The following is a 13,945-nucleotide window of genomic DNA, read 5'->3' on the forward strand; positions in this document are numbered from 1 at the left end:
AATGACTATGTTGGATTTAGAACAGGAAATCCGCCGCAATGTAAGCGCGGCACTTGACGAAGACCTCAACTATCAGGGCCCGAATGGGGATATTACCGCCTCCCTAATCCCGAGAGACAAGCTTGCCACTGCGCGAATTATTTGTCGGGAAGCCTGCGTCATGGCAGGTAAAGCCTGGGCCGGTGAGGTCTTTAAGCAACTGGGTTCAAAAGTCAGTCTCGACTGGCAAGTGACCGACGGCGATAGGCTGTCGGCCGATACCACTCTGGTCACCCTAAAAGGTCCGGCGCGGGACATCCTGACCGGCGAACGCACCGCTCTGAACTTCTTACAAAGCCTGATGGGCACGGCCACCACGGTAGCGCACTACGTCTCATTGCTAGACGGCAGTCACACGCAGATACTGGATACACGCAAAACAATGCCGGGTCTGAGAGCCGCACAAAAATACGCCGTAAAATGCGGTGGCGGTGTCAATCACCGGGTTGGATTGTTCGACGCCTTTCTAATCAAAGAGAATCATATTTTCGCCTGTGGCTCTATCCTCAATGCGGTAGAAACAGCGCGCGCTCAGCAGCCGGGCAAAATCGTAGAGGTTGAAGTGGAAAACCTCGATGAGCTTCAGCAAGCGCTCCGCGCCGGAGCGGATACGATTATGCTTGATAACTTCAGCATCGATGATATCAAGCAGGCGGTCGCGCTCAACCAAGGCCAGGCAAAGCTTGAAGTATCTGGTAATATTACCGACCAGGCACTGGGTCAGCTGAGTCAGACCGGCGTGGATTACATCTCCTCCGGCGCACTGACCAAGCATATAAAGGCCATTGATCTGTCTTTACGTATACTTTGAGCCGGTAACACAAGCCAAAAGACGAAAGACCGCCCTCATTTAAGCACTTATGTATTGATCTAAATACTTGTCTAAGCTCGCACCCGTTCTATACTGAACATGGATATTCAACATCCATCAGCAATAACAAGTTGCTGATTTACATTCTAATTCAGCAACTGATGTTGCACTTCCGGGATACGTGGAGACAAGACATGACAACGAAACAAGTAAACCAAAAGGGTTTCACCCTGATCGAATTAATGATTGTAGTGGCCATCATCGGCATTCTGGCGGCCATCGCCCTGCCTGCCTACAACCAATACACGCGTGGTGCGGCCTTTACCGAGGTAAAAACGGCAGCATCCACCTTTAAGCGTTCCATTGAAGTATGTGCGCAAACCAATAACGAAACGGCTGTACCAATGACTACTTGTACTGCCCTTGGCGCCAATGGCATCCCAGCAGCCAACTCTGCGACCAATGCCCCGGGTGTTGCCAGCGTTACATGGGACGCTACCGACTTAGTTGTTAGTGCTGCTGCAGTAGGCTCTCTTGACGGTACCGAGACCTATACATTGACAGCAGCAGTCAACAATGGTCAGGTTACCTGGACTGAGACCTGTAACCCTGCAGAGCTGTGCTAATCTAAGTTTTCATACAGCCTGACAAAGCCCGGCAACCGTCGGGCTTTTCTAACTCTAGGCGGACTCACTTCATGGCCAAGCAACCAGCCTTACAAATTTTTACCTGGCAGGGTAAAAACCGTCAGGGCCAGAATATCGATGGCGAACTCTCCGCCAAGAACATTATGGATGCCAGGACTCAGCTGCGTAAAAAAGGCGTTTCTGTCACCAAAATCAAAAAGTATTCCAAGCCACTATTCGGCAAAGGCGCGGCCAAAATAAAGGCGGCGGATATCTGCGTTGTCTCGCGCCAGATCGCCACCATGCTAAGCGCTGGCGTGACTCTGATCCAGACCATCGATATGATCGCCGACGGGGCTAACAATGCCGCTATGCGCAAGATGCTGATCGAAATTGGTAATGATGTGAAGGCTGGCACCCCCTTATCCGAATCCTTGCGTAAACATCCCGATCATTTCGATGAACTTTATTGCGACCTGGTAGAAACCGGTGAGCAATCAGGCTCACTGGAAACTATTTATGATCGTATTGCCACCTACAAAGAAAAGGCCGAGGCTTTAAAGTCCAAGATTAAAAAAGCCATGTTCTATCCCATTGCGGTGATCGTTGTGGCGACCATTGTTACCTTGATTCTGCTTATTTTTGTCGTCCCTCAGTTTCAGGAAATCTTTGCCAGTTTCGGAGCCGAGTTGCCCGCATTCACTCTTTTTGTTTTGGGTATCTCCCAGGCAATTCAGAATTATGGTTTGTATATGGCCGGTGCTCTGGTCGCTGCAGCGGCATTATTTAAACGGGCTCATAAAAAGTCTAAGAAGCTTAGGGACAAGGTGGATAAACAGATCCTGAAGATTCCTGTTATTGGTGAAATTCTAAAAAAAGCCTCCATCGCACGCTTTACCCGCACCCTGTCCACGACCTTTGCCGCCGGTGTCCCCTTAATCGGCGCTCTGGAATCGGCCGCTGGCGCAGCTGGTAACGCAGTGTTCCGGGATGCCATCTTAACCATTCGCAAGGAAGTCTCCGGTGGCATGCAGATGAATACTGCCATGCGCGATACCGGCGTGTTTCCGGATATGGTAGTGCAAATGGTCGCTATCGGCGAAGAGTCCGGATCGGTGGACGATATGCTGGACAAGGTGGCCACCATCTACGAACGGGAAGTGGACGATCTCGTCGATGGCCTGACAGCCTTGCTGGAGCCAATGATAATGGCCGTATTGGGTGTAGTGATCGGTGGTCTGATCATCGCTATGTACTTACCCATATTCCAGATGGGCAGTGTGGTTTAATCGGCGCTTTTCTGGCAGAGTCTGCTCTATTAGTTTTTGACTTTACCAACCCATGACCGAGATTTTAACTCTACTGGAAGTTTCTCCGGCGTTTCTGCTTAGCCTCATCGCCTTTATCAGCTTAATGGTAGGCAGTTTTCTCAATGTCGTCATCTACCGCTTGCCTGTGATGATGGAGCGAGAATGGCAAAGCGAATATCAAAGCTATTTCCATGACCAGGCAGCTGAAACTGACAACTCAACCAAACCCTTTAACCTGGTTAAACCGGACTCCACCTGTCCCCATTGTCACACCCCCATTAAGGCAATTCACAATGTTCCCGTATTGAGCTGGCTCTTTCTGAAAGGCCGCTGCGCTTATTGCCAGACGACCATTCCTGCCCGCTACCCTATGGTGGAAGCTCTCACCACGCTGTTGTCGGTCTGGGTTACCTGGCATTTAGGCTATGGGCCCATGCTCATTCCGGCATTGATGTTCACGTGGCTGCTCATCGCTATGACCTTTATCGATCTGGACAAAATGCTGCTACCGGATCAACTCACCCTGCCCTTACTCTGGCTTGGGCTTATTGGCAGTCTGTACTGGTCTCCGGTTTCTCCTGAAGATGCCATCTTAGGAGCTGCTGCTGGCTATTTAAGCCTGTGGAGCATCTATTGGGGATTTAAGCTGCTGACTGGCAAAGAGGGTATGGGCTATGGTGACTTTAAGCTGCTGGCTGCCTTAGGCGCCTGGCTAGGCTGGCAAGGCCTGCCAGTGGTGATTCTATTGTCGTCCCTGGTTGGGGCCATCGTCGGTCTGTCGCAGATCGCCTTTAAGGGACAAGACCACGCCAAGCCTATTCCCTTCGGGCCCTACTTAGCGGCTGCAGGCTGGCTGGCTTTCCTCTATGGTGACTGGCTGACAGAACAATACTGGCAGTGGGTTTTAGCATGAGTCGTTTTAAAGTCGGGCTGACCGGTGGCATAGCCAGCGGTAAGACCACCGTATCCAACCTGTTTGCAGAACTTGGCGTTAGCATTATTGATGCCGACATTATTGCTCGTCAGGTGGTAGAGCCGGGCAGCGGTGCGCTGGGGAAAATCGAGCAGCGATTCGGCGATAAGGTCTTAAGCACCAATGGTCACCTGGATCGCGCCAAATTAAGAGAAATTATCTTTAGTCAGCCAGAGCAGAAGGCCTGGCTGAATCAGTTGCTTCATCCCCTGATTCGTCAACAGATGATAAAGCAATCCGACGAAGCAAATTCCCCCTACTGCATTCTTGCCATTCCACTGTTGGTTGAAAATCAGTTACAGGCTCTGGTGGATCGCATTCTGGTTGTGGACGTGCCCGAGTCGGTTCAGATTGAGCGCGTGCAACAAAGAGACAAGGTCGATGCGCAGCATGCCCGGCAGATACAGGCTTCACAAGCCAGCAGAGAACAGAGACTGGCAATAGCCGATGATGTGCTATCCAACACCGATAATGTGGCCACCCTGCGCGAGCAGGTCAGAACTTTACATGAACGCTATCTGGCTCTGAGTCTATAACCCACAGAATCCAACGCTAGACTTGTTATAGCTTGCTTGTTAGTTTGTTTTCCTAATTAGTCATTTTTAGCCACACACAGGCCTACCGGAGAACACAGGCAGATGAACCAAGCGGTGTTTGAGTTTCCGCTCAATGAAAAAGTAAGGACTTACTTGCGTCTGGAGCAGCTTTTCAAGCAGTTAAATGCTGTAGAAAGGGCGGAGGAAGACTGGCAATACATTGGTTTTCTGGAGGTCTTGTTCACATTACTCGATTTGGTAGAGCGCGTTGATCTGCGCACCGACATGCTCAAGGATATGGACCGCCACGAGAAAAATCTGGTGCACTGGTCCAAGCATCCCAATATCGACAATGATGCTCTTCAATCTGCCCTAAAACGGGTTTTAGCCCTGCGTAGCGAGCTTGCCAACGCACGTAAAGTTGGCAGCAACCTGAAAGAAGATAAATTTTTAATGTCAATCCGCCAACGTTTCTCCATTCCTGGCGCGACCTGCAGTTTCGACCTGCCGAATCTGCTTTATTGGCTGCGCCAACCTCAGGAACAGAAGCAGCAAGAGGCCGCCAGTTGGATTGCGGAGTTCGGCCTTATGCAAACGGCGATGGACATGACTCTGACCTTCTTACGGGAGCGGGGCAAATTTACATCTCTGGAAGCGGAGAAAGGTTTCTATCAGGGCACGGCTGAAGATAAGGTGGAGTTAATACGACTGTACTGTGCCACCGATCAAGGCTACTATCCCACCCTTAGCGGCAATAAGTACCGCTACATTATTCGCTTTATCCGCTTTGAACCTGATGCAGACGGTAAGGTCTCAGTAGATAATACGGTCCGTTTCCAATTCGCCAGTTGTTAACCATATGAAAGTCACCTGTCCAACCTGCCAAAAACAAGTCGAGTGGGGCCCGCAGAGCCCGAACCGCCCTTTTTGCAGCAAACGCTGTCAACTGATTGATCTTGGCGAGTGGGCCAACGAGGAAAAGACCATCCCGGTGGAGCCCGGTCAGGATCAGGATATGAGCGAGATTGACATCGAGCAGATCGAAGAGGTGTTAAGCCAACACGAGCAGGACTTCTTTAAGAATTAGCCAAGCTCAAACTTTTTAACCGCTCCAGAATCGGGCTATTCGCTTCGGGGAAGGCATAATCTTCCAGAGAGGCAATTGACGCCCAGGTTCCGGGCTGGTCCTCCCGGCCATAGGGCTGGCCTTCAAACTCGGTGACATGAAAGATACGCAGCCGCACGGCTTTGTCTCCGTAATCATGTTCAATCACCATCAAAGGTTCAGGACGATGTGCGGTAATGCCCACTTCCTCGGCTAACTCTCTTACCAAGGCGCTGTCCGCCGTTTCCCCGGCCTCAACCTTGCCACCGGGGAACTCCCACTTATCACCTTGGTGTTGCTGAGCCGAACGGCGGGTAATAAATACGGCGTCACCCCGCTGGATAACGCCCACAGCCACTTCCACCAGCATTAGCTGAGTTTACCGTGGCACTGCTTATACTTTTTACCCGAACCACAAGGACAAGGCTCATTGCGACCTACTTTACGACCTTCACGGATTTCCGTTGCAGGCTGAGCGGCTTCTGACCCTGACTGTGTCTGAGTTTGTTTGGCACGTTCATCGGCTTGCCGGCGCTTCTCTTCCACCGCTTCAACGTCTGATTCGGCTTGTACACGTACCTTACTGAGCACGCTAATTACATCCACTTTCAGGTTTTCCAGCATGTCGGAAAACAGCTCGAAAGACTCGCGCTTATATTCCTGCTTGGGGTTCTTCTGAGCATAGCCGCGCAGATGAATACCCTGACGGAGATGATCCATGGCCGCCAAGTGCTCTTTCCAGTGCGTGTCCAGGCTCTGCAGCATGATGGCTTTCTCAAACTGGCGCAGTACGGGGGCGCCCACCATTTCTTCTTTTTCCTTATAAGCCTGAGTGACAGCCTCCTGAATACGCTCACGCAGTTTTTCTTCGTATAGCTTATCCTCGTCCTTAAGCCACTGCTGTATGGGCAGCTCCAACATAAAGTCAGACTTCAGACGCTCTTCCAGGCCTGGCACATCCCACATCTCTTCCAGCGACTGAGGCGGAATATATTGGCTGACCACCGAGTCCACGACATCGGAACGAATGGCTTCGATGGTCGAACTGATATCACCTTCATCCAACAGCTCATTACGTTGTTCGTAAATCACCTTACGCTGATCATTGGCAACGTCATCAAACTCCAGCAACTGCTTACGAATATCGAAGTTGCGGCCTTCTACCTTGCGCTGTGCATTTTCGATGGCCTTAGTCACCCACGGATGCTCTATTGCCTCACCACGTTCCATTCCAAGGCGCTTCATCATGTTAGCCATACGGTCAGAAGCAAAGATACGCATCAGCGAATCTTCCAGCGACAGGTAAAAACGCGATGACCCCGGATCCCCCTGACGGCCTGCACGTCCACGCAGCTGGTTATCAATACGGCGGGATTCGTGACGCTCGGTACCGATAATATGCAAACCACCGGCTTCGATGACTTTAGCATGACGCTCGCGCCACTCTTGCTTAATACGCTCGATGGTGCTGTCTTTGGGGTCCTTGATAGCCTCGATCTCTGCCTGCCAGTTACCACCCAGAACGATATCCGTGCCCCGGCCGGCCATGTTAGTTGCGATGGTTACCGCCGATGGCTGCCCAGCCTGAGCGATAATATCCGCTTCCTTAGCATGGAACTTAGCATTCAGGACCTGATGAGAAATCTTGGCTTTTTTCAGTACACTGGACAAGAGCTCTGAGGTCTCGATGGAAATGGTACCGACCAAAACGGGCCGTCCTTTCTCCACACACTCTTTAATATCCTCAATAATGGCTTCGTACTTTTCTTCCGCCGTCAGATAGATGAGGTCCGCCCGGTCATCGCGGATCATAGGCTTGTTAGTGGGAATGACGACAGTTTCCAGACCATAGATATGCTGAAATTCAAAGGCTTCAGTATCGGCGGTCCCCGTCATTCCGGCCAGCTTGTCGTATAGACGGAAGTAATTCTGGAAGGTAATAGAAGCCAGGGTTTGGTTTTCGTTCTGTATCTGCACGCCTTCTTTGGCTTCCACCGCCTGATGCAGCCCTTCAGACCAACGACGACCTTCCATTGTACGACCAGTATGTTCGTCGACGATGACGATCTCGCCATCCTTAACGATATAATCTACATCTTTGTGGAACAGCTTATGGGCTCGCAGAGCCGCGTTTACATGATGCATCAGAGAGATGTTAGCCGCAGCGAACAGGGATTCGCCTTCTCCCAATAAGCCGCTCTGCTGCAGAATTTCCTCGACTCTCAGCTGGCCTCGTTCGGTAAGATGAATTTGCTTGGCTTTTTCATCGATGGTGTAGTCGCCGGTACTTTCCTCACCCTCTTCATCTTCTTTGTCTTGTTTTTCTAGCTGAGGAATTACCTTATTGATGGCCACATAAAGCTCGGAGCTGTCCTCAGCCTGGCCGGAGATGATAAGCGGTGTTCGCGCTTCATCAATAAGTACCGAGTCCACCTCATCCACCAGAGCATAATGCAAGGGCCGCTGAACCCGGTCATCGGGCCGGAACGCCATGTTGTCTCGTAAATAATCGAAACCAAATTCGTTGTTGGTGCCATAAGTCACATCGGCATTGTAGGCCGCTTTCTTCTCCTCCTGACTCAGGCCAGGCACATTGGCACCCACCGTCATCCCCAGGAATTCAAACAAGGGGCGGTTACCATCAGCATCCCGTTGGGCCAGATAGTCATTCACTGTGATGATGTGTACGCCCTTGCCAGTCAGGCCATTCAGATAAGCGGGCAGCGTAGAGGTCAGGGTCTTACCCTCACCGGTGCGCATCTCGGCTATCTTGCCCTGGTGCAACACCATACCGCCGATCATCTGCACGTCGAAGTGGCGCATCTCGAACACCCGCTTACTGGCTTCGCGTACCACGGCGTATGCTTCGGGAAGAATATCCTGAGTTGTGGCGCCGTCGGTTAAGCGCTGCTTAAACTCGCTCGTTTTGGCTTTGAGTTCCTCATCGCTTAGCTTTTCATAATCCGTCTCTAAGCGATTGATCTCCGCAACCTGCTTGCTTAACTGCTTTAAAATCCGGTCGTTACGGCTGCCAAATACTTTTCTTATAATACTCGAGAACATCGATTTACCGCTTCCAATCTTCGTATGAGTTCAACGCGTCTTTCGTCAGAATAAAACGCACAAATAAAAACAATCGGCTCAAAGCCGATTGCCCAAAACACCGCCGCCTGCTATTCCTCTCGCAGACTCTTAATTTATGCAGAGGAGACGTTATTGAACCTGAGGCTCGCGGTAAACAAACGGCAAGGGGTCGATCTGCTCACCGTTTTTTAATACTTCGTAATGCACGTGGGCACCGGTAGAACGGCCCGTATTCCCCATTTCGGCGATGGCCTCACCCTGAGTCACCACATCACCGACCTTGACCTTGATATCCTTGTTATGGCCATAGCGAGTCACCAGTCCGTCACCATGTTCAATCTCGACCAGATTACCATAACCATAACGCTCACCAGCCCAGGTCACTACGCCTGCCCCAGTAGCCACGACATCAATGCCTTCTTCACCGGCAAAGTCCAGTCCCTTATGCATGGCCGGCATCCCGGTAAAGGGGTCTTTTCGCACCCCGTAGTAGGAGGACAGCCAACCACTGCCGATAGGTCGTCCCGCCAAGTAGACCTGAGCATCGATATGGTGCTTCATTAACACAGATTCAAGGGCCTTGAGCTGGCGAGTCTTAATATCCAATGACTGCATTAACCGATCCATGCGCTGCAGCACATCCTCAGAACTATCCAGGCTTGGCATTGCGGCCAACTCTGTATTGGGGCCGCCTACAGCAGGTAACTCGGAAAAATTAAATTCCTTGGCACTGATGTCAGCCTGAGCAACCAGACGCTCACCCAATGCATTAAGGCGATGAAGCTGACTTTGCATCTCACCTAATTTAAGTAACATGCCGTTGAGTTGTTGTTCAGTTTTTTGCTTCAGGTCCGTCACCTGTTGCTTTTGACGTTCCAGGCCGGTTTGGGTGTAAGCAACCCGTGACAGGTGCTCGTCCGGGCTTTGTACTGCTCGTCCGGCAATAAAAGTCAGGCCTAGAGTCACCGCCAGAGCAGCGATCATCTGTCCCTTACTCAGGGTATAGCGCAGACGCCACTTTCGGCTTTTAATCAGCAGAGTAAGACTCATGCAATTCCTGTATTTAACAACAACATCAAAAGAGATTCTAAACTGACTACCGGATAAAAAAAAGCACGATCCGAAGCCCTAAAACATCAATGCCGCTAGTCAGCGGCATTGTAACGATAACTTTTTACTTAGCGGGCCAGTACTGGCGCTCCAAAACTGACCGGCAAACTCTCTTGTGAGTCATAAGTCACAAACTCCCAACAATCCGTCTGTGCTAAGAGCTGATTCAGCAACTTATTGTTCAGTCCATGACCCGTCTTATAGGCCTTGAGCTCACCAATCAGAGCATGACCGCCGAGGTAAAGATCGCCGATCGCGTCCAGAATCTTATGTTTAAGAAACTCGTCATCGTAACGAAGGCCTTCCTGATTAAGCACCCGGTACTCATCCAGCGCGACGGCATTATCCATGCTACCACCCAGAGCCAAATCGTGGGCGTGCATATACTCGAGGTCTTTCATGAAGCCAAAGGTCCGGGCACGGCTGACTTCTTCGATGTAGGAACTGGTATCGAAGTCCATCACCATGTGCTGGCGCGTTGTCGCAATGGCTGGGTGTTCAAAGTCGATCCGGAAATCAACCCGGAAGCCATCATAAGGGTGTAATTCTGCCCATTTATCGCCGTCTTCGACACGTACTGGCTTGGTAATCTTAATAAATTGCTTGGCGGCGTTCAGCTCTTCCACTCCCGCCGATTGCAACAGGAAAATAAAGGGACTGGCACTGCCATCCATGATCGGCAGTTCGTTGGAATCCACCTCGATAATAATATTATCGATGCCCATGCCCGCAAGAGCTGAGGCCAGGTGTTCTACCGTAGAGATAGAAACACCCTGTTCATTGGTCAAACAAGTACACAGCATGGTATCGCCCACAGCGTCTGCCCGGGATGGAATGTCCACATGGGGCTCAAGATCGGCGCGGCGAAACACAATTCCGGTGTTCGCCGGCGCTGGCCGGAGAGTCATAGTGACCTTATCACCCTTATGCAGGCCAATACCTGTCACCTGAACAGACTCTTTAATGGTACGTTGCTTAATCATGCTGTCTTTGCTCAATTTTCAACCAAACACGAAGCGGGCGCGCATTCTAGTGGTTTGACCTGCTTTTGTCAAAAAATCTTAACGAAAAACAAGCCTTTCCAACCCGTCCTGAGTGCCCTTAGTCCGCCTGTTTACGCAAGAATGCCGGAATATCCAGATATTCCAGATCATTGCTGTCTGACTTATCCTCTGCGGGCTTTTTAGCCGATTCATTGCTAATGGTCGCCACATTTTCCGAACTTGGCTGTTGCAAGCTGAAGTCTGTGGTTTCCTGAACCGACTGACGCTGTGTCTGCGACTGATTTTGACGGTTACTGACCAAAGAGATCTCTGGCTTACGCTCGGCACCAATACCGGTCGCCACCACCGTCACCCTAATCTCATCGGACATTTCCATATCGATAACAGTTCCCACGACGACCGTAGCATTTTCCGAAGCAAAGGCCTTAACCGCATTACCCACAGTCTCAAACTCATCGATGGCGAAATCAGGTCCGGCGGTGATATTCACCAGGATACCACGAGCACCAGACAGGTCGATGTCTTCCAGCAGCGGACAGGCAATAGCAGCTTCGGCAGCTTCCTCGGCGCGGTCCTCACCCGAGGCAGATCCACTGCCCATCATAGCCATCCCCATTTCCGACATCACAGTGCGCACATCGGCAAAGTCCACGTTGATAAGGCCGGGACGGGTAATCAACTCGGCGATGCCCTGCACGGCACCGCGCAGCACATCGTTTGCGGCACTAAAGGCCTTCAACAGAGGCGTACCCTTGCCCATCACCTTAAGCAACTTTTCGTTGGGGATGGTGATCAAAGAGTCAACACTCTTGGATAGCTCCTCCATTCCTTCTTCGGCATGAGCACTACGCTTTTTACCCTCGAACGGGAAAGGCTTGGTGACCACAGCCACCGTCAGAATTCCCATTTGGCGGGCAATGCGCGCCACCTCAGGTGCAGCTCCCGTGCCAGTACCACCACCCATGCCGGCGGTGATAAATACCATATCGGTACCTTCCAGGCTCTGACGGATGGTTTCATGATCCTCTTCTGCAGCCTGGCGGCCAATTTCCGGATTCGCCCCGGCACCCAGCCCTTTTGTGACATTAGCACCGATTTGCAGAGTCACATGTGCTTTTGAGCTTCGTAACACCTGCGCGTCGGTATTGATGGAAATAAACTCCACCCCTTCGATATTGTGTTCAATCATGTGATCGACGGCGTTACCGCCGCCGCCGCCCACACCAACGACTTTTATTACAGCTTCTTCGCTGTGATTATCCATTAGTTCGTTCATCATCTTTCTCTCCGGTTTTGTTTTTCAAACTTCCAGCAGTCCGTTTGAAGTATGAATCTGTTTAAAACTCGCCTTTAAACCAGCTCTGTATCCTGTGCCAAAGTCCATCCCCCGACTGTTGTTTGGCAGACTGGCGTGACTGAATATGTTCTTTACCGTACTGCAACAACCCCACAACGGTGGCGAAGCCGGGGTCGTCCACATACTCGGACAACCCTTTCACGCCCTGGGGTTTCCCCACTCTGACCGGAACATGGAATAGCTCCTCGGCAAATTCCACGGCCCCTTCCATCTTGGCGGAACCACCGGTGATAACGATACCGGCGGCAATCTGTTCTTCTAACCCACTGGCGCGAATCTGTTCGTGCACCAGTTCAAATAACTCCTGATAACGAGGTTCGATTACCTCCGCCAGCGTATGACGAGACATGGTGCGCGATGGTCGGCCACCCACGCTGGGCACCTCGATATTTTCCTCCATACTCACCATGTCTTTTAAGGCGCAGGCGTAATTGACCTTAATTTCTTCAGCGTGACTGATGGGTGTACGGAAGATCTTGGCGATGTCACTGGTTATTTGGTTACCAGCCACAGGGATTACCGCCGTATGCCGAATGGCACCATCGGTGTAGATTACAATATCAATAGTCCCCCCACCCACATCAACCACGCAGGCGCCGAGTTCTTTTTCATCATCGGTCAGCACCGCATAGCTTGACGCCAGCGCCGAGAAAATCAGTTGGTCTTCCTGCAGGCCACAGCGCTCAACACACTTTACCAGGTTCTTGGCCATATCATCGGCGCAGGTGATGATGTGCGCTTCGGCTTCCATCCGTACACCGGCCATCCCCACCGGGTTCTTAATGCCTTCCTGAACGTCGATGGTGAACTCCTGCGGTAACACATGCAGCAGGCGACGCTCCGAGGCGATGGGCACCGAACGGGCCGCGTGGATCACATTATCCACATCTTCCTGAGTCACATCTTTATTATTGATTGGTACCATGCCTTGCTCATTCTGACACTTCACATGGCGACCAGAAATGGACATAAAGACCGACGACACTCGGCAGTCGGCCATGAGTTCCATCTCGTTGATGGCACTTTGTACCGACTGCACCACCAGGTTCAGATCATTGACCCCTCCTTTATCCATACCCCGGGCTGCATGGGTGCCAACACCCACAATGCTGACTCCGCCATCGTCGAGGATTTCCCCGACCACGGCTTTAACATTGGTGGTACCAATGTCCAGACCAACAATTAAATTTCTGTCCGTTACTTTAGACACCTTGTTGCTCCACAGTTAATTCTTTCATGGTTGTCACTGCTCTTGTTGTTGATCACTGGCCTTATCCTTCCAGCCCACAGCCAGCCCGGTATCGTACCGGATATCCACATAGTCGGCCTGTCGCTTATCTTTTTCTAGTAAAGGGTACAGGTCTACCAGTCGTTGTAAGCGGTCAATAAACTCGCTTCTTCCCAATTTTATTTTCAGCCCCGAGTCCAGCGTCAGACTCCAGGCAAAACGTTCCGTCAGTACCAGTTCTTTGATACCCAACTGCAGGCCCTGCAATAACGAACTCATTGCCCGATACCCTTGCAAGGCCGTTTGTTCGCTGCCCTCAGGCCCGTATAAACGAGGCCAGTCTTTCGCCTCTGGCGGCAATAGGGCACTGAATGAATCCCCATAACGGTTTAGCAGCAATTCGCCGTTCCAAACCGCTACTGCCTGTTGTTCAACCACATGAACTCGCAGGTGATTTGGCCATTCCTTACGCACCGAAGCCCGATACACCCAGGGTAAGGCTTCAATATCCGCCAGAGCCTGCTGCACATCCAGTTCGAAAAAGCTCCCCGGCTGTCCCTGGCGTACGACCTTGTCCACCTGAGCCTGAGTTACCTGCTGCACCTGGCCGCTCAGCTTGATGGTCTCAACCGGCAACCTCTGCTCGTCTTCCAGCCATTGTTGTAACTGCCAAAAGCCATAACCCAGGCCCAATAGCACCAGCAAGAAAAACACCAGCCCAGACCAAAACTGGGAGCCTGTCTGGCTACCGTGAGCGGTCAA

Annotated in this window: 14 protein-coding genes; 7 read left to right on the plus strand and 7 right to left on the minus strand. The window is 51.4% G+C overall.

Features of this window, described 5'->3' with window-relative positions:
• The first annotated feature begins 1 nt into the window (after position 1).
• The 7 genes from nadC (at position 2) to yacG (ending at position 5,382) form a co-directional block, all read left to right on the plus strand.
• The gene (gene nadC, locus HMF8227_RS12195; protein WP_109340437.1) at positions 2 to 850 is read left to right on the plus strand and encodes a carboxylating nicotinate-nucleotide diphosphorylase; all 849 of its coding nucleotides are present in this window, start codon (positions 2 to 4) and stop codon (positions 848 to 850) included.
• A gap of 194 nt (positions 851 to 1,044) precedes the next feature.
• Positions 1,045 to 1,476, plus strand: coding sequence for a pilin (locus tag HMF8227_RS12200; protein WP_162558600.1), 432 nt, complete (start codon positions 1,045 to 1,047; stop codon positions 1,474 to 1,476).
• 71 nt (positions 1,477 to 1,547) lie between these two features.
• Positions 1,548 to 2,765 carry a type II secretion system F family protein gene (locus HMF8227_RS12205; RefSeq protein ID WP_109340438.1) on the plus strand — a complete coding sequence of 406 codons (1,218 nt, stop codon included), beginning with the start codon at positions 1,548 to 1,550 and terminating at the stop codon, positions 2,763 to 2,765.
• A gap of 52 nt (positions 2,766 to 2,817) precedes the next feature.
• Complete coding sequence (locus HMF8227_RS12210) at positions 2,818 to 3,699, plus strand: prepilin peptidase (protein ID WP_109340439.1); 882 nt, start codon at positions 2,818 to 2,820, stop codon at positions 3,697 to 3,699.
• Complete coding sequence (gene coaE / locus HMF8227_RS12215; protein ID WP_109340440.1) at positions 3,696 to 4,295, plus strand: dephospho-CoA kinase; 600 nt, start codon at positions 3,696 to 3,698, stop codon at positions 4,293 to 4,295. Before HMF8227_RS12210 ends, coaE begins: the two co-directional genes overlap by 4 nt.
• 102 nt (positions 4,296 to 4,397) lie before the next feature.
• The gene (zapD, locus tag HMF8227_RS12220; protein ID WP_109340441.1) at positions 4,398 to 5,150 is read left to right on the plus strand and encodes a cell division protein ZapD; all 753 of its coding nucleotides are present in this window, start codon (positions 4,398 to 4,400) and stop codon (positions 5,148 to 5,150) included.
• Between the two features lie 4 nt (positions 5,151 to 5,154).
• Positions 5,155 to 5,382, plus strand: coding sequence for a DNA gyrase inhibitor YacG (gene yacG / locus HMF8227_RS12225; RefSeq protein WP_109340442.1), 228 nt, complete (start codon positions 5,155 to 5,157; stop codon positions 5,380 to 5,382).
• Here yacG and mutT read toward each other — a convergent pair.
• The 7 genes from mutT to HMF8227_RS12260 form a co-directional block, all read right to left on the minus strand.
• Positions 5,372 to 5,770 (minus strand): 8-oxo-dGTP diphosphatase MutT, encoded by a 399-nt coding sequence (gene mutT / locus HMF8227_RS12230; protein WP_109340443.1) that lies wholly within the window; start codon positions 5,768 to 5,770, stop codon positions 5,372 to 5,374. The two genes, yacG and mutT, sit on opposite strands and share 11 nt — an antisense overlap.
• On the minus strand, positions 5,770 to 8,463 hold the full coding sequence (secA, locus tag HMF8227_RS12235) for a preprotein translocase subunit SecA (protein WP_109340444.1): 2,694 nt from the start codon (positions 8,461 to 8,463) through the stop codon (positions 5,770 to 5,772). The genes mutT and secA overlap by 1 nt, the downstream gene beginning before the upstream one ends.
• Before the next feature lie 150 nt (positions 8,464 to 8,613).
• On the minus strand, positions 8,614 to 9,534 hold the full coding sequence (locus HMF8227_RS12240; RefSeq protein ID WP_109340445.1) for a M23 family metallopeptidase: 921 nt from the start codon (positions 9,532 to 9,534) through the stop codon (positions 8,614 to 8,616).
• A 128-nt stretch (positions 9,535 to 9,662) separates the two neighbouring features.
• Positions 9,663 to 10,577 (minus strand): UDP-3-O-acyl-N-acetylglucosamine deacetylase, encoded by a 915-nt coding sequence (lpxC, locus tag HMF8227_RS12245; protein WP_109340446.1) that lies wholly within the window; start codon positions 10,575 to 10,577, stop codon positions 9,663 to 9,665.
• 118 nt (positions 10,578 to 10,695) lie between these two features.
• Positions 10,696 to 11,874 carry a cell division protein FtsZ gene (ftsZ, locus tag HMF8227_RS12250; protein WP_109341107.1) on the minus strand — a complete coding sequence of 393 codons (1,179 nt, stop codon included), beginning with the start codon at positions 11,872 to 11,874 and terminating at the stop codon, positions 10,696 to 10,698.
• Positions 11,875 to 11,935: 61 nt separating this feature from the next.
• On the minus strand, positions 11,936 to 13,165 hold the full coding sequence (gene ftsA, locus HMF8227_RS12255; RefSeq protein WP_109340447.1) for a cell division protein FtsA: 1,230 nt from the start codon (positions 13,163 to 13,165) through the stop codon (positions 11,936 to 11,938).
• A gap of 33 nt (positions 13,166 to 13,198) precedes the next feature.
• On the minus strand, positions 13,199 to 13,945 hold the full coding sequence (locus HMF8227_RS12260; protein ID WP_239421306.1) for a cell division protein FtsQ/DivIB: 747 nt from the start codon (positions 13,943 to 13,945) through the stop codon (positions 13,199 to 13,201).

It is taken from the genome of Saliniradius amylolyticus (genome assembly GCF_003143555.1).
In the GTDB taxonomy this organism is placed as follows: Bacteria; Pseudomonadota; Gammaproteobacteria; order Enterobacterales; family Alteromonadaceae; genus Saliniradius; species Saliniradius amylolyticus.

Bases quoted from the DNA above. Each gene is read 5' to 3' on its own strand.
- yacG (WP_109340442.1), top strand. From the start codon at position 5,155: ATGAAAGTCACCTGTCCAACCTGCCAAAAACAAGTCGAGTGGGGCCCG.
- HMF8227_RS12240 (WP_109340445.1), bottom strand. From the start codon at position 9,534: ATGAGTCTTACTCTGCTGATTAAAAGCCGAAAGTGGCGTCTGCGCTAT.
- HMF8227_RS12210 (WP_109340439.1), top strand. From the start codon at position 2,818: ATGACCGAGATTTTAACTCTACTGGAAGTTTCTCCGGCGTTTCTGCTT.
- nadC (WP_109340437.1), top strand. From the start codon at position 2: ATGACTATGTTGGATTTAGAACAGGAAATCCGCCGCAATGTAAGCGCG.
- secA (WP_109340444.1), bottom strand. From the start codon at position 8,463: ATGTTCTCGAGTATTATAAGAAAAGTATTTGGCAGCCGTAACGACCGG.
- zapD (WP_109340441.1), top strand. From the start codon at position 4,398: ATGAACCAAGCGGTGTTTGAGTTTCCGCTCAATGAAAAAGTAAGGACT.
- HMF8227_RS12205 (WP_109340438.1), top strand. From the start codon at position 1,548: ATGGCCAAGCAACCAGCCTTACAAATTTTTACCTGGCAGGGTAAAAAC.
- ftsZ (WP_109341107.1), bottom strand. From the start codon at position 11,874: ATGAACGAACTAATGGATAATCACAGCGAAGAAGCTGTAATAAAAGTC.
- HMF8227_RS12200 (WP_162558600.1), top strand. From the start codon at position 1,045: ATGACAACGAAACAAGTAAACCAAAAGGGTTTCACCCTGATCGAATTA.
- mutT (WP_109340443.1), bottom strand. From the start codon at position 5,770: ATGCTGGTGGAAGTGGCTGTGGGCGTTATCCAGCGGGGTGACGCCGTA.
- coaE (WP_109340440.1), top strand. From the start codon at position 3,696: ATGAGTCGTTTTAAAGTCGGGCTGACCGGTGGCATAGCCAGCGGTAAG.
- lpxC (WP_109340446.1), bottom strand. From the start codon at position 10,577: ATGATTAAGCAACGTACCATTAAAGAGTCTGTTCAGGTGACAGGTATT.